Raw genomic sequence first — 17,602 nt, 5'->3', positions numbered from 1 at the left:
TGTAAATAGAAAAAAGAGAAGGACTCCCTTCTCTTCATTCAGCAATCTGATATAAGTGAGGCGGCACAGCGGTTACAAACGGACTGGCTTCACCTGTATAAAATATCGTCAGCATGTGCATCGCACGGGTGCACGCAGTATATAAAAGCCTGCGGTCGTGCTCTGTATGATAGTGTTCTTCAGATGCATCATAGACAAGTACTGCGTCAAATTCAATTCCCTTCGCTAAATATACCGGGATCACGCAAACACCCTTTTGGAATGGTTGATTTTCTTTATGAATCAGGCGAACATCTGTATATTCACTCATGTGGGCGTGCGCCTGTATGCATTGCTGCGCAGTCTTGCAGATGACGGCTATTGTTTCGTGCCCTTTTTTCTTGAGCCGTTCAATTTCTTGCGCGAGCTTTTGGCAAAGGTGCTCATGTCCTTCAGTTTTGACAACGAGTGGCATTTCCCCGTTTCTGTTAAACGGCTCAATATCCGCCCCATCTTGAAGCATCGCTTTTGTAAACTCGACAATTTGCCTTGTGGATCTGTATGTTCTCTTTAAACGAACATACTCCGCAGGCTCATCTTCAAAGCACGCATCCATACGCTGGTCCCCATGTATGGCATGCGCGTAGATAGACTGATTGATGTCACCGAGTACAGTCATGCTGGCAGCCGGAAAAATGCTTCTCATGTAAGCCATCTGCAGCGGTGAATAGTCCTGGGCTTCGTCAATAAATAGATGTTTGATCTTCGTATTTTTCTTTCTGCCCTCAATCAGATCCTGCATATAAAGAAACGGTGCCGCGTCCTCATAGAGCAATTTATTTTCCATAAATGCCGAACGGGTCAGCTCTCCTATCGCTGCTGTCTTCTCATGCTGGGATTTCCCTCCCCACCCGGAAAACAATTGCAGATACAGTTGGTTCACATCAAGAAATGCGAGGAGTCTGACCGCTTGTTTGAGCGGTTTGAAAGCTTTTTTCACAATGATGGCGGCAAGCAGCTGCTGCTCTCTTTGATAATCGTTAAACGTACTCTCGCTGAACCGTTTCCTTTCCTGCAGTTTCTTGTACACATCCAAGTAGTCCTCTTTGTCGAGCAGCTCAGCTTCATGAACGACCCAATCCTTTCGCCGTTCCTTTTTCTCAAGCTTGTTAAGCTCACTCAGCAGCCACTTCGCGGTTTGTTCCATCCGGTTTGGAATCGAGTGATTTTGGTCCAATGAGTAAAAATAGGATTGAATTTGTTCCTTTGTAATCAGCTTTTGGCTACGGAAGACAATATTTTTAAAAATCATCCCTTCAGAGGAAAGCCGTGTGACGTATTCATCAATGAATTGCTGAAAAGATAAACCCGCTTTCCATTTGATACTCGCAAGCCTTGTTGGAAAATCGTTTTCCTTTGTTTCAGTCAGGCAATATTCAAGCTGATCAAAGGGGCTTTCACATTGAAACCTGCGGCCAAGCCGATGTTCGATATATTCCTGAAACGTCGCCTGCTCCATATTCTCTTCTCCTAACTCAGGCAAAACAGAGGAGACATAGCTGTTAAATAAGAAGTTAGGAGAAAACAAAACGATTTGTCCGGCATCAATGACGCCGCGGTGCCTGTATAACAAATAAGCGACACGCTGAAGCGCTGCCGAAGTTTTTCCGCTCCCAGCCGCTCCCTGCACGATCAGGAATTTGCTTTTTTCATTACGGATAATCTGATTTTGTTCTTTCTGAATCGTAGACACGATGTTTTTCATTTGGGTATCGGAATGATGGCTTAATACCTCTTGCAGCATTTCATCGCCAATCGTCATATCGGTATTAAACATCGCCTTGAGATCGCCGTTTTTGATCATAAACTGTCGTTTCAGCACCATTTCCCCTTCTATCGTTTCACCGGACACCTCGTACTCCGCTTTTCCTGGGGAATAATTGTAGTACATACTTGATATCGGCGCCCTCCAGTCATAGATCAGAAAGCATTCCTCCTTCTCATCCAAACAGGAAGCTAAACCGATATAAATTCGCTCTGCCTGCTCCTCGCCGTTTTCAATAAAATCAACCCGTCCGAAATAAGGCGATTTTTTTAATTGTTGAATTCGTTTGAGCTGCTGGGCCATGCGTCGATGATTCCGTTCCCGATCAGACAGCAGCTCTGCCTGCTGCTTAATGCTCGCCATCGTTTCAACCGCTTCATGGGCATCATCAAAATTAACCTTCACATCCTCCCAAAAGCTTTTTCTTAATCCGATGATATCATGCTTCAACCCGCCCGCAGACGTTTCCAGAAACCGCTCTTTTTTTCCGAGTTCCTGCAGCACCTCATCTATTCTTGACTGCTCTTTCTTCCATTCCTTATCCTTCTGATTCATGAACGGCACCTCCAGAAAATAGTTGACAAACATAGATGAACTACTGTAAAATATAATTGGATACATATATAAAATATATGATGAAAACTGGCAAATACAATTCATCTTATCACATTTACCCAAAATCAATCAAGATTTGGGTTATTTATATGAAAAAAAACCGATTTCACATCGAAATCGGTTTTTTTGCTATTAATTATCTAAGCGAAAAGAACGGTTTGGCAGCTTCCAATTAAACATATAGGAACAAACCCGGCAAACAACGAGCACAAAAAACAGAACGTACAAGCCCAGCGAGTTCCCCAGCCAGCCCAATCCGACGATTAAGCCGCCGAGAGCCGCCCAGACCGCGTAAATTTCCGCCTTCAGCACAAGCGGTTTGCGCCCGGCAAGAAGGTCGCGGATGATTCCGCCCCCGCTTCCCGTCAGCACCGCAGCCACAATCACGGCACTAAGCGGATGGCCCATTTTGACGGCATACAGTGCGCCTTGGATAGCAAAGGCTGCGAGGCCGATCGCATCTGACAAATTGCCCCACTTATTCCAATGCTTCAGCAGCAGCTTCGGAAACAGAAACACAATTGTAATAGATAAAAGCGCGATTTGAAAGTACGCTCCCTGCTCCCATAGCGCTGACACCGGAACACCGATCAGCAAATTGCGGATCGCTCCTCCTCCAAAAGCTGTGACGATCCCTAATATATAAACTCCTAAAATATCGTATTCCTCTTCCATCGCAACAATTGCGCCGCTGACTGCAAACGCAATGATGCCAATCACACTGAGCAGCTCCCAAGCCATTCTGATGACTCCCTTTTATGTTTGTTAAATTTTCTGACGACCTCTAGATTTTATAATCGCTCAAGCGTAAAATCAATAACATTTTTATGAGAAAAAAAGATAAATTTAGAGGGAATACAGCCATTGCTGATGGATATGAGTTTGCGAAATAAAAAGCGCCCCGGCATACGAGGCGCTTTTGGGTTATTCAGATTTTTCGCCCTTCAGCAGGCACATAAAAACGATAATCAGGATAAAAGCAATCAAGGCCAGGAATGGAATCGTAATAAAACCAAACCAGTTAATATATTGGCCTGAGCACGGCACACCGCTTACACACGGCTTAATGCCGCTAAAGCCGGGCACTTTTTGCTCTAAGTAATGCATGATCGAAATAAATGCCCCGATCATCGCCATCGGAAGCACATATTTTTTCACGCGTGTGTCCCCTTGAAAGGTGGCAATGCCTAAAATCAGGACAAGCGGATACATGAGGATACGCTGGAACCAGCACAGTTCACACGGAATGAACTTTCTGATTTCACTAAAATACAGGCTGCCCAGCATAGCGACAAGAGCCACAACCCAGGAAGCATATAAAAATACGATTCTATTTTTCATATCGTTACTTCCCTTTCAGCTCTTTTTCTATCGTTTCTTTGATTTCATCATAATCCATAAATTTCTTAATTACTTTATCATTGACGTAAATCGTCGGTGTTGCGTTTATGTTCATTTTTTGATTAAGGTCAGAATCCTTTTCCACTTGAGAAGCGAATGTTTCCTTATCAAGGTTTTCCTTGAGTGTCTCAGGTTTTATCTTTGTGGTGCTTTTTGCAAGATCACCGAGAACGCCTGGGGTTACCCATTCCTGTTCTGTATCCGGCTGTTTTTCGAACAGCTTTTCATGGAATTCCCAGAAAGAGTCAGGATCTTCCTTCCATACTTCTTCCGATGCAAGAGCGGCTAATCTTGAACCTTTGCCATGGAACATGACGTTCACAAAAGAAAATTTCACATCGCCCTTATCAATAAAGTCTTTTTGTATTTTTGGAAAGATGTCACTGTTAAACACCTTGCAAGACGGACATTTGTAATCTCCGAATTCTACTACAGTTACCGGTGCATCGTCCTTGCCAAGCACAGGCTGGCCCTTAATAGACGGCTGTCCGGAAACCGCTTCATCGCCTTGTTCCGTTTTGTTATTAATGATGACAATGGCTGCTAGCAATGCAACAACCACAACCGTAAGGATGACCGCGAATTTCGCAGAAGACTGCTGTTTCTTTTTCACTCCGACACCTCATCGTTTTAAAATTAAAAAAGAAGCGGATCGCAATTGACCCACTTCTTTATTTTAACAAGACAAGCGCAGATAAGAAAACCCCGAAAAATGAATTCTCTCCGACAATTTATTTGTTTTGAAGACGCATGACACGCATGGCGTTCGCCACAGCCAGCAGCGTAACGCCGACATCGGAGAAAACCGCTTCCCACATAGTCGCAATTCCAAATGCACCAAGTATGAGAAAGATCGCTTTCACGCCTAAAGCAAAGCCAATGTTTTGCCACACGATTCGCCGTGTCCGTTTCGCAATCCGAATCGCTTCCGCTATTTTTGACGGCTGATCTGTCATCAGCACGATGTCTGCGGCTTCTACCGCGGCGTCTGAGCCAAGGCCTCCCATCGCGGCCCCTATATCTGCGCGGGCAAGCACTGGTGTATCATTGATGCCGTCACCGACAAAAATGAGTTTTTCATTAGGCAAAAGCTTGGCTTCCAATGCTTCGACCTGCGCGACTTTATCCTGCGGGAGCAGCTCTGCATATACCTCATCGATGCCAAGCTGTTTTCCGACGGCTTCCCCCGTTTGTTTCGAATCACCCGTCAGCATAGCTGTCTGTTTGATCCCAAGCGACTTCAGATCAGCAACCGCTTGTGCTGCGTCTTCCTTCACTTCATCCGCTATGATGATTGCTCCGGCATATCGTTGATCAACGGCAACGTGTACGATTGTTCCGGCTTTTTCATCCGGGACATCCTCAATTTGTTCTCTTTCCATGAGTTTTTTATTCCCGGCAAGGAACTCAGTTCCATTTATCTTTGCAAAAATGCCGTGGCCGGAGATTTCTTCGTATGACTCAATCTCATCGGAGGAAAGCATTTTCCCGTAAGCTTTACGCACAGATTCAGCAATCGGATGCTGTGAATGAAGCTCAGCGTATGCCGCCGCTTCAAGTAAGCTGTCCTTTGTAAATCCTTCCGAAGGCTTGATTTCTGTCACTTCAAAGCTGCCTTTTGTTAATGTTCCCGTTTTATCAAACACCGCGTATTTAACTTGATTCAAGGCTTCTAAATAATTGCTTCCCTTTACAAGCACTCCAGCCTTTGAGGCCGCTCCGATTCCTCCGAAGAAACCGAGCGGAATAGAGACAACAAGCGCACAAGGACAAGAAATCACTAAAAAGATAAGCGCGCGGTACACCCAATCGGAAAGCGCGGCGCCAGAAACAACAAGCGGCGGTACAAAGGCCAGCAATACCGCGATAATGACAACAGCGGGTGTATAATACTTAGCAAACTTCGTGATAAAGTTTTCTGTCCGGGCTTTGCGGCTGCTCGCATTCTGAACCAGGTCTAATATTTTTGATACTGCTGATTCCTGATAGCCCTTTGTGACTTCAATATGCAGAACGCCGTTTTGATTGATAAAGCCTGACATTACCTCTTGTCCTTCCGCAGCTTTTCTCGGAACGGACTCACCTGTCAACGCAGATGTATCAACCATCGCTGACCCTTGCACGACCTTACCGTCCAGGGGTATGCTTTCTCCCGGATTAACCACAATGATATCCCCTGTCTGAACATCCTCCGGGGAAATCTGTTCAATGCCGTTCTTTGTTTTCACATTGGCGTAATCAGGCCGTATGTCCATTAACGCACTAATTGATTTTCTGGACCGGCTGACTGCGGCTCCTTGAAAAAGCTCACCTATTTGATAAAACAGCATAACGGCGACTCCCTCAGGGTATTGCTGAATCAGAAAAGCACCAATTGTGGCAAGGGCCATTAAGAAATGTTCGTCAAACACCTGGCCGCGGATGATGTTTTTGACTGCGCGGATGACAATGTCACCGCCAATGATCAAATAAGCAGCAAGAAATAGGAAAAATTCAATGGTTCCGGAATGAACCAAATATGCCGCTGCGCCGAGAATGACAGCCGCCGCCATTCTGATCAGCATATTGACCATTCGATTACGATAGCCGTCATCCGCTGATTTCTTTTTATGCTTTTGGCGAACCGTTACATGCGGATCGATTGATTTCACTTTTTTCTCTATTTTATTTGTGACCCATTGCTCTTCTTTCCCATCGGCCGAGACAGTTAAGGTGCTTGCCGCAAAATTTACCGCGCATCCGTCAATTCCTTTTATGCCTTTGACTCCATTTTCGATTTTTCGGGCACAATTGCTGCAATCCAAACCGTCCAGAACGTATTCCTGTTTCACTAGTCTCACCTTACCTTCCGATTTAGGGTTCCCTCTTCAAAGCGTATCAATGAGCATTGTACTTATTATACATATATGAGCATATACTCATATAATTATTACACCTATTATATGTTGTTTTCCAAGAAAGTGTCAATGAAAAACAAAAACCGGCATATAGCCGGTTTTTCATTTTACTTTTTGCAGACGAAGAGCATTCAGAACAACGGAAACGGAGCTGAATGCCATTGCTGCTCCTGCTATCCACGGTGCTAAAAATCCAAGTGCTGCGATTGGGATGCCGAGGCTGTTATAGCCAAGCGCCCAGAATAAGTTTTGTTTAATGTTTTTCATTGTCAGTCTGCTCATGCGGATTGCGTCGGCAATGCTGTTTAAATCGCCGCGAATCAGCGTTATGTCGGCTGTTTCCATGGCAATGTCCGTGCCGGTTCCAATCGCCATGCCGATATCAGCTGTGGCAAGCGCCGGCGCATCGTTAATTCCGTCGCCTACCATGGCCGTCTGACGGCCTTCTTTTTGCAGGCGGGCAATTTCTGCCGCCTTTTGTTCGGGAAGGACTTCCGCAATGATATTCGTAATTCCCGCTTCCTTCGCAATGGCTTCTGCGGTTCTGCGATTGTCTCCTGTCATCATGATGACATCAAGCCCCAACTCTTTCAGACGGGCAACAGCCTTCCGCGACGTGTCCTTAATCGTATCTGCAACCGCTACTAACCCCGCTGCTTCTCCATCAATGGATACAAGCATAACTGTTTTCCCTTCGGCCTCAAGCTCTTCCATTTGGGCGAGAAGAGCCCCATGCTCAACCTGTTCGCTCTCCATTAACTTTCTTGTGCCGACGAGAATGCTTTTTCCTCCGGCTTCAGCCAAAATGCCTGCGCCGACTTTCGCTTCAAAACGGGTTAGCTTCGGTATCTCTAGCCCTTTTTCTTTCACGCCAGCAACAATTGCTTCGCCGAGCGGATGCTCCGATCCCGTTTCCGCTGCCGCTGCAAATTGAAGCAAATCTGTTTCTTCAAAACGGCCGAATGGAATGGCATCCGTCAGACGCGGCTTCCCGTTTGTCACGGTTCCGGTTTTATCAAGAACAATGGTATCGAGACGATGTGTTTTTTCTAAATGCTCGCCGCCTTTAAATAAAATGCCGAATTCAGCAGCGCGTCCAGATCCAGCCATTATGCTCGTCGGAGTGGCAAGACCGAGGGCGCAAGGACAAGCAATGACAAGAACTGCAATGAACTTGCTGATCGCTTCAGCAAAATCGCCAGGAGCCGCCCAAAGATACCAAATGAGAAAAGTGAGAACGGCAATCCCCAATACAATCGGCACAAAAATGCCTGAAATCTGGTCAGCGAGACGCTGGATCGGCGCTTTTGACCCTTGTGCTTCCTCAACAATTTTGATGATATGAGAAAGCGCAGTATCCTTTCCGACGTTGACAGCTTTAATTTTCAGGAAGCCGTTTGCGTTAACGGTTGAACCAGTCACACTGTCGCCAGGATTTTTATCAACAGGAAGACTTTCTCCAGTAATCATCGATTCGTCAACCGCTGAGCGGCCTTCAATCACTTCTCCGTCGACAGGAATTCGTTCGCCAGGTTTGACGTAAACAATGTCATTAACGAGCACTTCGGCGATCGGGACGATTTGCTCCTTTCCGTCTCTTACGACAGTCGCTGTTTTCGCTTGAAGCTTCATCAGCTTTTTAATCGCATCCGAGGAACGGCCCTTTGCTTTTGTTTCAAACAACTTGCCTAATAAAATCAGTGTCAGCAAAATCGCACTTGTTTCATAGTAAAGGCCGTCTGTATGTCCGTGGGAACCAAGGCTTTGAAAAGTAAGATATAGACTATAGGCGTAAGCAGCAGTCGTTCCAAGTGCGACCAATACATCCATATTGGCGCTTTTATTTCTGAGTGCCTTATACGCACCCGCATAAAACGGCCAGCCGATCAGAAACTGGACTGGTGTCGCCAGCGCAAACTGCATCCATGGATTGAGGAATATGTCCGGCACCCAAATGAATGATGTAAATGTAAAATGGCTCACCATCGCCCAAAGCAATGGGAACGACAGGACTGCTGAAAAGATCAGTCTCGCTGTTTGCTTCCGTTCATCTTTCTTTTTTGCAGCAGCTGCTTCACTGTCCTGATCATCCTTCAGCTTTAGCTTATATCCAAGCTTATCTACCGCTTCTTTCAGATCGCCGACGGACGCTTCTTTTGGATTGTATTCGACTGTAACTGTTTCTAAAGCGAAGTTTACAGGAGCGTTTGCGACGCCTTCTATTTTGTTAAGCCGCTTTTCAATCCGATTGGCGCAGGCCGCACAGGTCATGCCTTCAATATCGAATTCAGCTTTTTCTGTAACGACGTGATAGCCCAGCTTCTCTATTTTTTCCTGAATCGCTGCAGCCCCTGTTTCAGCAGGATCGTAGATTACATTAGAGGTTTCCGTTGCCAGATTGACATTGGCATCCGTGACACCGGGCATCCGCTTCAGGCCTTTTTCAATTCTGGCAGCACATGCCGCACAGGTCATACCAGAGACCTGCATTGCGACTTCCTTTTGTTCACTCAATATACTCACTCCTTTATATACACCCGGGGGGTATATAAAAATGAAAGAAATATCGCACCTCCATAAAGGCGCGATATCTTGAATCAATCGGCTACATCATAACCCTGATCTTCTATCGCATCCGCAATGTCTTTGACGGATACTTTGTCAGCATCAAACGAAACTTCGACTTTACCCGCTTCCAAATTGACATGAACAGCACTGACGCCGTCCAGTTCTCCTACGCTTGTTTCTACTGCTTTGACACAGTGCTGACAAGACATTCCTTCAACTTGCAATGTTTTTTGTTCCATATGAATTCCTCCTGTTTATTCTTTCTGTTTTCATCCTACCATACCCCCGTAGGGTATTACAATAAAAAACGCTTTATGATTTTGTGAACTTTTTAAATACATCCAAAAGCTCAGAAATGGCTTGTTCCCCGTCTCCGCTTTTGATAGCATCCGCTACACAATGATGGGCATGATCCTCAAGCAAATGAAGCGCCACATTTTTCATTGCCGCCTGAACAGCTGAAATCTGCACAAGAATATCTACACAATATCTATCGTTTTCCACCATGTTTTGAATGCCTCTGACTTGGCCCTCAATCCGCTTCAGCCGGTTTGTGATTTGATCCTTTTCTTTCGAGCTTTTATGGTTTAATGTTTTATGTTCGTTATGCTTTTCCATGCGTACACCTCTGTTTAATGATATTAATTCCCATTATACTGATTGTCCAAACGGTTGTCTAAGCATGCCGACGCAAAAAATGAATCAGTTAGGTTTTACCATTTGATCAGGAGGGTATATACTTCTGTTGAAAACGCTTTTAAAGGGGAGAAGAAAAGTGGATACGATAAAGGTTGGAATATTAGGATACGGATTGTCCGGTTCTGTTTTTCACGGGCCGCTGCTGGCTGTTCTCGATGAGTATCACATCAGCAAAATCATGACATCACGGACGGAAGAAGTAAAACGGGATTTTCCCGATGCTGAAGTTGTGCATGAGCTTGAGGAAATCACAAATGACCCTTCCATTGAGCTCGTCATTGTCACCACACCGAGCGGCCTTCATTACGAGCATGCTATGGCATGCATACAGGCCGGAAAACATGTTGTGATGGAAAAACCTATGACAGCGACGGCCGAAGAGGGGGAAAGATTAAAAAGGGCTGCCTATGAAAAAGGCGTATTGTTAAGCGTATATCATAATCGGCGCTGGGATAACGACTTTTTAACGATTAAAAAGCTGATCTCTGAGGGATCCCTTGAAGATATCAATACATATCAAGTATCCTATGACCGCTACAGACCTGAAGTTCAAGCGCGTTGGCGGGAAAAAGAAGGTGCTGCCACTGGTACGCTGTATGATCTCGGCTCCCACATTATAGACCAAGCCCTGCATTTGTTTGGGATGCCTGAAGCCGTGACTGCAAACGTAATGGCTCAGCGGGAAAATGCTGAAACGGTTGACTATTTTCATTTAATCCTGGATTACGGCAAGCTTCAAGCCATTCTATACGGAGGATCAATTGTTCCTGCAAACGGTCCCCGTTATCAAATCCATGGAAAGAATTCCAGCTTTATCAAATATGGAATCGACGGGCAGGAAGACGCACTCAGAGCGGGAAGAAAACCAGAGGGTGACAGCTGGGGTGCGGATGATCCGGAGTTTTACGGACAGCTTACAACCGTTCATGGCTCCGACAAAAAAACAGAAACCGTTCCATCAGTAAATGGCTCCTATCTTACTTATTACCGAAAAATAGCGGAAAGCATACGAGAAGGTGCTGCGCTCCCAGTCACTGCTGAGGAAGGTATTGATGTCATCCGCATCATTGAAGCTGCGATGAAAAGCAGTAAAGAGAAACGCACCATTATGCTGGAGAAATAAACAAAAGCCTCCCCTTATTGGGGGAGGCTTTTTCATTAGAATGTTTTTCCTGCTTCTTTCGCACGCGCGATCGCGTCTTCTTTGATTTGCTGTGCTTTATCTGGCTCCGCATTATGTCCCTCTACGAAAATGCCATCGAATGATGGTACGCCGAAGAAGTTCATCATGATGCCAATGTAGCGGTGTCCCATTTCCATCTCAGCCGCAGGGCCTTCTGAATAGTAGCCGCCGCGTGCTTGGATATGAATTGCTTTTTTATCAGTCAACAAGCCGACAGGACCTTGTTCTGTGTATTTGAATGACTTTCCTGCAACGGCAACAGAATCAAGATACGCTTTCATCACTGGCGGGAATGAGAAGTTCCATAAAGGTGTAACAAATACGTACTTATCAGCTGATGCAAATTGATCGCTAAGCTCTCCCAAACGGCCTACTTTCGCTTTTTCGTTTTCAGAAAGCTCTTCAAAGCCTGTACCTGACTGAAGCTTTCCCCATCCGCTGAATACATCTGCGTCAATGTGCGGGATGTTTTCTTTGTACAAATCGATATGTACAACTTCATCATTTGGATTCGCTTCTTTGTAAGATTCGATAAATGCTTTACCTGTTGCCATACTGTACGAAGTTGCTTCGTCATGCGGATGAGCAGTGATATATAATACTTTTGCCATTTTTACCAGCCCTTTCGTTTTAAAAATCACACATCAATTATTATCATACAGATGCATAATGATTATTCTGTCTCTCTTAGACTTTATTATAGAGACAAAGAAATTTACTTTCAAGTAAAACATCTCGAATTAAAGATTATTTACCTTTCCCAAACAGCTTACTTTTCAAAAGCAGTTCTCAAGCCGGAATACAGCGCGGATAATTCTTTACTGATCCGAGGATAATGAGGGACATGCGGCACTTGAATATCCGCCGGCATCCTTTTCACGTTAAAGGATTGCTCAGCCTGTTCAAAAAACGCCCGCAGCTGGTTGATCTCTTCATCAGAAAACGGAGCAGGCGGGCGGCGGTGAGCTTGCGCTGAGAGCAAATAATACCCTAAGTGCTGAGCACTGGAAATGGCAGGCCAGAGTGCATCCGCATTTGCATGAGGAAACTCCCCAAGCGCCTTGTCATACGCATCCCGAAGCCTGACAAGGCTCACCCTTAACTTGTGTTCGTCGGCATTCTGGCCGGTTAACAGTTTCTCCATAAACTGCCCCTCCAGCCGAATGACGTTCCTCATCAGTTCAGGCAGCCGCTTCGTTGAAAACCGCCTCCACAAAAGCATTGTTCCCAATAGCCCGATCACGCTGCCGACAGCTACGTCCGTCAGCCTCGCTATCATAAAATAACCGGCGCCCGCGCCACCATGCATACTTTCTGTGATAACAAGCGCATTTGCGGTTAAAAAGGGAACAGCCAGCGCATAATTGCGGACAATCAGCATCTCAAGGAGACATTGCAGCGCTGCAATACTAAACGCAATATAAACACCGCTCGGCTTAAAAAACAGGATTGCGCCTGCCAGTATAACACCGATCACCGTTCCGGCCGAACGCTGAATAGCCCTGTGAAGCGTAAAAACAACCGTAGTGCCAAGCATGACCGCTGCTGCCGAAAGCGGAATCCAATAGGAGCGTGCAAAGCCGAATTCGAGGGCAAGCATATCGGCGGCAAACAGCACAATTCCGTACTTTAACGCTCTAATCAAAACCGGGGACTTCCAGTCAAAGGCATTTCTCAAAAAGTAAAAAGAGGATGGCAGGCGGCTCGGTTCCCCATCAAGCTGCTTATCATTATCAAAACGTCCTGAAGCGATATGCAAAACCTCGTTGATTTCTTCAAACAGCTTTCGTCTTGGCTCAGATTCATTTTCATTAATCTGAAACGTATTGGAAACCCGTGCATGTGCAAGCATATCTCCGGTTTGACGAAGTGCCTTTTCAATCTGCGCGGTCTCTCTGTCCGGCGTTTCAGCTGAAAAATGAATAATGGCCAGGAATATGTCGTCAGCTTTTTCAAGCAGGCGGAAAAACCGTTCATCATGCCGCGATTGTTTCCGTCTGTTCCCTTTCCCTAGAACGGTTTGGCGGGCTGTTCTGAGCATGAGCACCGTCTGATGCTGCGCATGATGAAAACCTGGTGTTCCGACGGCTGAAAGACATGCAGCCAGCTGATCATATGTTTTTTGCAGCACCGCTTTCTCCGGTCCATGCTTGTTCCATAACCAGCCGATTAGCGCGATGCCCATGGCGAAAATGCCTCCGAGAAACGTCAGTCCCGCTCTGAACAACGCTTGTGAAGGATCGGCCGGCAGCCCGGAACTGACTAAAAAGGCTAGGACAAAAAACATCGGCGCAGGGCCTTGAATGCCGAGCGCGCTAAAAATAAACATCGCCGCTGCACCGATCAGCCCCAAAACAGCCGCCATCATCCAAAGCGTCCCCGACAAAAGCGTCCCTAATCCAAATGAGAGGGCGATCCCAAAGGAAACCAAGAGCAGCTTCAAAGCGCGCTTTTTGTACGATTCACCGCCCGCATATAAATAAACAAAGCCTCCGATACTTGCAGTTAATCCGTAATCCGTGTGACCTGCTAATGCGCCGACCAGCACAGGAAACCCTGAAGCCAAACCTGATCCGATAGCCTTTTTCCAAGGAAATGGATTCGCATGAATGCGAAAGGCATCCTTCACGATGGGCATGATTCTTTGATTGTTCTCAGCAGTTTTGTTCATTTGACAAAATCCTTTTCAATGAATGTGTAGAACTCTTCCCGTTTCTTCGCTTTAGTATGCCCATAAACGCGGTTAGCTCCTCAATTGGTGCGCCCGATAAAAAAACAGAGACTTAGACCGTCTCTGCTTGCATGACATCAGTTTATTCGCAATATCATCAAAGCGGCGCAAATCAGAACTGCTTTGTCCATCTGCTTTCCTTTAAGAGCAGGTGAATAAAAAATAAAGGATAAATCAATAGATACCCATTAAACAGCCACCACACAAGATCAAAGTCCCTGCTGAATGTCCAGAATGATATCGCCTGCAGACCTGAACAACAGGTCAGCACAAGAGAAATCAGCGCCATCAGCTTCCACTCAGCACGATTCACCCGCTGTAGGTACAAGCTGTACAACCCTGTGACAGAGATCAGGATATCCAGCGGAAAAAAAGACCAGTTCCAGGCAATCATAAACGGATGGTCATGATGTTTAAAGGCCCAGTTTTCCGGTATGAGCGAAAACCCGGCTGACAGCCAGTACAAGATAAAGCCGATATCAGTCACAAGAAAAAAGAGCTTCATATATCTCATTTGTACTGCCCGCTTTTATGTACCGGCTCAGACACCCCAGCCTGCTCGATCAGGTTTAAAGAAACAACACCGGCAATAATCAATCCAATTGAAATGACTTTCATGATACTAACATGTTCTTGAAAAAACAAAAAACCAACGACTGTAATCAGGACGATTCCCATCCCTGACCATACAGCATAAGCAACAGATACATCTATTGATTTTAGCGTAAGCGTCAGAAAGAAAAGACTCCCTCCGTAAAAGAAAATCAACAGCACACTGGGAATAAGCTTTGTAAAACCAGACGATAGCTTCATGCTGACCGTTCCCGCAACCTCAAACAAAATCGCCAAGCATAGAAACACCCAATTCACGTCGCATCAGCCTCCTCATCAGCTGTTATACCGTTAAACAAAACATCGACAATTGATTCAAGAACCTCTCCTGTCGTGAACTGTTGTTTCAGTGGATATTCAGGGTCATACACTTGGTTGATGCTCCCTATATACATGTGAACAAATAGATCCGGATTGATGTTTCTGATTCTCTTTTGCTGTTTGCACTCGTTTAATAATGCTAGGACAATCGCCCATTCTTCCTTAATAAATGTATCTAAAGTAAGCCACGCATCGTAATGGTATTTCTTGAGATCACTTAGTAATCCCATGTTCAGAAGTTCCATCCCCTGCGGAAGGCTGATCAGCATTTTTTTCACCTTTTCGAGCACATTTAAACGTTCATTTTCATAGATGTCTCTTTCCATTTGCTTCATTTCAGCTATAAATTGTTCGACAACCGCTTCAACAAGCTTATCTTTAGATGAATAATATGCATAGAGCGTCCGCTTGCTCGTTCCCAGCGCAGCCGCCAAATCATTCATCGTAAAAGAAAATCCTTTTTGCTTGATCAGCCGGAAGGTTTCCGCCAGAATTCTTTTATCCATATCAATCCCCCGCTTTCGGTACTACAAAAACTCTTTCAGTACCAAAATTATACGACAGCAATTTATGGAAATCAACAATATATAAAAAAACCTCTCCTATTGGGAGAGGTTTAAAAGACACTGCGGACCAAACCGCCGTCCGCCCGAAGTGCCGCGCCATTGATCGCAGAGGAAAGCGGGCTGCTTAAAAATGTAACGAAGTGGGCGATTTCTTCCGGACGGATCAGTCTTTGAATAATAGATGTCGGCCGGTTTTCTTTCATAAAACGTGCCTCAGCTTCTTGAACAGTCAGATTTTCACCAGGATACAGCGAGTTCAGCATGGTTTCCACACCCTCTGTTAAAGTAGAACCCGGCATGACGGTATTGACTGTGACATTCGTGCCGGTTGCCAGCTCCGCCAAACTGCGGGAAATGGAGAGCTGCATCGTTTTCGTCGCACTGTAATGGGCCATTTCCTGTGACGGCATAATCGCCGCTTCACTGGCAATGAAAATCACACGTCCTTCTTTTTTCTCGATCATATTATGCAAATACTTGCGTGTCAGCCTTACACCGCTCATAATATTCACTTCAAAAAAACGAAACCATTCATCATCGGGAATATCAAAATACTCCGCCGGTTCAAAAATTCCTAAATTGTTGATCAAAATATCAACGTGCGGATAGGCCTGAAACAGCTCATTGCAGCCTTCTTCTGTTCCCAAATCAAATGCAGCCGGATAAAGGACCGCTTCAGCATGTTGTGTTTTCAATTCATCTATCGTCTGATTCACTTTCTCTTTTCGGCGTCCGTTAATGATCACTGCGGCCCCTTCTTCAGCTAACGAAGAGGCAATAGCTTTTCCGATCCCCGATGTCGAGCCGGTCACCAGTGCGGTTTTTCCTTGTAAATTCAGCTTCATTCTTCATCCCTCCGTTTATGATTCCTCTTATTTATTGACAGGAATCTGGTTAGTGAAACATCTGCTCTGCAACCAGTATGAAACAGCTGGGATTGAAATGGAAGTACGCACTTTTTGGTGCCTGTGGTTTGGAGAAAAAATAAAGCAGAACCTCTTGAGAGGTTCTGCTTTATTGTCAGTATGTATGGAGACGGTGGGAGTTTTATTACCATTATATGATTATGTTTTAAAATAGTTACAAACCGTTGATATATAAGCCTTTACGTATGATGAAAAATCAGTTTTAAAACTATAATTTTATATTTTTGTTATAAAAATGTTGCCGCAAATGTCATGGACCTAACACACATACTCAATACCTTGAATTCTGCTACGATGCGGTAGGTCCATTTACCGATCGTTTTCTACTTTCCTTATTTTTCCTTTTCTAGCCCATAACCACCTTATCATTCAAATAAGGGTAAACTTTTACAGAGAATCTAACACTTTGATTTATTTTATATTCTTTGTTTATCAATATACTCATAATCTAAGTCTACTTTAATAGGAACCGCCCTTGTAGAACTTTCTGCCTGCAAATAAAAAGGGCCTTCACTAGGGAAGGGCCTTTTCCATTCCTCTCTAAAAATGAAGGAACTTGATTCCAGATTGTAATTCTAACATTTAAAAGCAAAGACAAACATTCCTTTAAAATGGTTTCCGCCAAAAAGTCTCACTAGATATAATTGAATTATGTGCATATGTACTTTAAAGATAGAGGTGAATATATTATGAAATTAACATTTGATCCGGCTGTGGGTATGGGGTGTGGGTGAAACAGAAAACACAAATGAGCATGACAGATTTTGAACGCAAGTTATATCAGATTTTTGTTAATATACAGATTTACAGGAAAAATCCGACTTCACTAGAACTAAAAAAGAAAGACCGGGAAAAGTGAACAGGAAATACGTGATACCACGAAAACCTTATCCCCAAAATAGATTGTTTAGAAAGTCCTACTCGATGAGTAGGACTTCTTTATGAATAGGCTATATTCTCTTCAAAATAAATTTTACATTTGGTAAAATAATGGATATATGAAGGAGAGTGATTGATACATGTTGCTATTCATAGGTAAATTCATATTGCTCTATATCTTCTGTTCTTTTGCTTATTATTTATTTAAAGTCGCTTATTACAATATTGGTAAAAAATTAGCGCTAAGCACATCGGAAGGAACTAAAGCGAATTGGGTCGCAAACGTGTTTATTAAAAACGGTACTAAGCTAACTGATGGTGATTATTTTATGGTTGCAGTTGTTTCAGCATTGTGGCTTTTACTTAGGTAATATAACAAGCCTCCCTTTACAGGAGGCTT

At 44.5% G+C, this 17,602-nt stretch carries 16 protein-coding genes; 2 read left to right on the top strand and 14 right to left on the bottom strand.

Annotation, left to right across the window (positions count from 1 at the left end):
• Positions 1-34 precede the first annotated feature (34 nt).
• The 8 genes from helD to csoR form a co-directional block, all read right to left on the bottom strand.
• Positions 35-2,359: a DNA helicase IV gene (gene helD / locus BLL41_RS08045; protein ID WP_071577444.1), complete on the bottom strand. Its 2,325-nt coding sequence runs from the start codon at positions 2,357-2,359 to the stop codon at positions 35-37.
• Between the two features lie 192 nt (positions 2,360-2,551).
• Positions 2,552-3,160 (bottom strand): trimeric intracellular cation channel family protein, encoded by a 609-nt coding sequence (locus BLL41_RS08040; protein WP_071577443.1) that lies wholly within the window; start codon positions 3,158-3,160, stop codon positions 2,552-2,554.
• 183 nt (positions 3,161-3,343) lie between these two features.
• Entirely contained in the window at positions 3,344-3,760 is a 417-nt protein-coding gene (locus BLL41_RS08035; protein WP_071577442.1) for a disulfide oxidoreductase, read from the bottom strand.
• A gap of 4 nt (positions 3,761-3,764) precedes the next feature.
• Positions 3,765-4,433 carry a disulfide bond formation protein BdbD gene (bdbD, locus tag BLL41_RS08030; RefSeq protein ID WP_071577441.1) on the bottom strand — a complete coding sequence of 223 codons (669 nt, stop codon included), beginning with the start codon at positions 4,431-4,433 and terminating at the stop codon, positions 3,765-3,767.
• A 118-nt stretch (positions 4,434-4,551) separates the two neighbouring features.
• A complete protein-coding gene (locus BLL41_RS08025) occupies positions 4,552-6,660 on the bottom strand; it encodes a heavy metal translocating P-type ATPase (RefSeq protein WP_141770193.1) in 2,109 nt (702 codons plus the stop codon).
• A 159-nt stretch (positions 6,661-6,819) separates the two neighbouring features.
• A complete protein-coding gene (copA, locus tag BLL41_RS08020; RefSeq protein WP_071577439.1) occupies positions 6,820-9,231 on the bottom strand; it encodes a copper-exporting P-type ATPase CopA in 2,412 nt (803 codons plus the stop codon).
• An 83-nt stretch (positions 9,232-9,314) separates the two neighbouring features.
• On the bottom strand, positions 9,315-9,524 hold the full coding sequence (gene copZ / locus BLL41_RS08015) for a copper chaperone CopZ (RefSeq protein WP_071577438.1): 210 nt from the start codon (positions 9,522-9,524) through the stop codon (positions 9,315-9,317).
• Between the two features lie 73 nt (positions 9,525-9,597).
• Positions 9,598-9,903 carry a copper-sensing transcriptional repressor CsoR gene (gene csoR / locus BLL41_RS08010; protein ID WP_003228404.1) on the bottom strand — a complete coding sequence of 102 codons (306 nt, stop codon included), beginning with the start codon at positions 9,901-9,903 and terminating at the stop codon, positions 9,598-9,600.
• A 127-nt stretch (positions 9,904-10,030) separates the two neighbouring features.
• On the opposite strand from csoR, the gene iolW reads away from it, so the two are divergent.
• Positions 10,031-11,107, top strand: coding sequence for a scyllo-inositol 2-dehydrogenase (iolW, locus tag BLL41_RS08005; protein WP_071577437.1), 1,077 nt, complete (start codon positions 10,031-10,033; stop codon positions 11,105-11,107).
• A 35-nt stretch (positions 11,108-11,142) separates the two neighbouring features.
• Here the strand turns inward: iolW and azoRB are convergent, their stop codons facing one another.
• The 6 genes from azoRB to BLL41_RS07975 all read right to left on the bottom strand — a co-directional run bounded on the left by azoRB (position 11,143) and on the right by BLL41_RS07975 (position 16,242).
• Positions 11,143-11,778, bottom strand: coding sequence for an FMN-dependent NADH-azoreductase AzoRB (gene azoRB, locus BLL41_RS08000; RefSeq protein ID WP_069150319.1), 636 nt, complete (start codon positions 11,776-11,778; stop codon positions 11,143-11,145).
• 158 nt (positions 11,779-11,936) lie between these two features.
• Positions 11,937-13,838: an FUSC family protein gene (locus BLL41_RS07995; RefSeq protein ID WP_071577436.1), complete on the bottom strand. Its 1,902-nt coding sequence runs from the start codon at positions 13,836-13,838 to the stop codon at positions 11,937-11,939.
• Positions 13,839-14,010: 172 nt separating this feature from the next.
• On the bottom strand, positions 14,011-14,412 hold the full coding sequence (locus BLL41_RS07990; RefSeq protein ID WP_071577435.1) for a YvaD family protein: 402 nt from the start codon (positions 14,410-14,412) through the stop codon (positions 14,011-14,013).
• Complete coding sequence (locus BLL41_RS07985) at positions 14,409-14,768, bottom strand: DMT family transporter (protein ID WP_071577434.1); 360 nt, start codon at positions 14,766-14,768, stop codon at positions 14,409-14,411. Before BLL41_RS07985 ends, BLL41_RS07990 begins: the two co-directional genes overlap by 4 nt.
• Positions 14,765-15,337 (bottom strand): TetR/AcrR family transcriptional regulator, encoded by a 573-nt coding sequence (locus BLL41_RS07980; RefSeq protein ID WP_071577433.1) that lies wholly within the window; start codon positions 15,335-15,337, stop codon positions 14,765-14,767. The genes BLL41_RS07985 and BLL41_RS07980 overlap by 4 nt, the downstream gene beginning before the upstream one ends.
• 110 nt (positions 15,338-15,447) lie before the next feature.
• Positions 15,448-16,242, bottom strand: a complete 795-nt coding sequence (locus tag BLL41_RS07975; RefSeq protein ID WP_071577432.1) for an SDR family NAD(P)-dependent oxidoreductase — start codon at positions 16,240-16,242, stop codon at positions 15,448-15,450.
• A gap of 1,100 nt (positions 16,243-17,342) precedes the next feature.
• Between BLL41_RS07975 and BLL41_RS07970 the strand changes: the two genes are divergently transcribed.
• A complete protein-coding gene (locus BLL41_RS07970) occupies positions 17,343-17,573 on the top strand; it encodes a hypothetical protein (protein ID WP_021480611.1) in 231 nt (76 codons plus the stop codon).
• Positions 17,574-17,602 lie beyond the last annotated feature (29 nt).

It is taken from the genome of Bacillus sp. FMQ74 (genome assembly GCF_001875785.1).
GTDB classification, from domain to species: domain Bacteria; phylum Bacillota; class Bacilli; order Bacillales; family Bacillaceae; genus Bacillus; species Bacillus stercoris.
Note: the sequence above shows the minus strand (reverse complement) of the source record. Positions and strands in the feature narration are given on the sequence as shown.

Bases quoted from the DNA above. Each gene is read 5' to 3' on its own strand.
- BLL41_RS08035 (WP_071577442.1), bottom strand. From the start codon at position 3,760: ATGAAAAATAGAATCGTATTTTTATATGCTTCCTGGGTTGTGGCTCTT.
- azoRB (WP_069150319.1), bottom strand. From the start codon at position 11,778: ATGGCAAAAGTATTATATATCACTGCTCATCCGCATGACGAAGCAACT.
- BLL41_RS08040 (WP_071577443.1), bottom strand. From the start codon at position 3,160: ATGGCTTGGGAGCTGCTCAGTGTGATTGGCATCATTGCGTTTGCAGTC.
- BLL41_RS07980 (WP_071577433.1), bottom strand. From the start codon at position 15,337: ATGGATAAAAGAATTCTGGCGGAAACCTTCCGGCTGATCAAGCAAAAA.
- BLL41_RS07975 (WP_071577432.1), bottom strand. From the start codon at position 16,242: ATGAAGCTGAATTTACAAGGAAAAACCGCACTGGTGACCGGCTCGACA.
- copZ (WP_071577438.1), bottom strand. From the start codon at position 9,524: ATGGAACAAAAAACATTGCAAGTTGAAGGAATGTCTTGTCAGCACTGT.
- BLL41_RS07995 (WP_071577436.1), bottom strand. From the start codon at position 13,838: ATGAACAAAACTGCTGAGAACAATCAAAGAATCATGCCCATCGTGAAG.
- csoR (WP_003228404.1), bottom strand. From the start codon at position 9,903: ATGGAAAAGCATAACGAACATAAAACATTAAACCATAAAAGCTCGAAA.
- helD (WP_071577444.1), bottom strand. From the start codon at position 2,359: ATGAATCAGAAGGATAAGGAATGGAAGAAAGAGCAGTCAAGAATAGAT.
- BLL41_RS07970 (WP_021480611.1), top strand. From the start codon at position 17,343: ATGTTGCTATTCATAGGTAAATTCATATTGCTCTATATCTTCTGTTCT.
- BLL41_RS07990 (WP_071577435.1), bottom strand. From the start codon at position 14,412: ATGAGATATATGAAGCTCTTTTTTCTTGTGACTGATATCGGCTTTATC.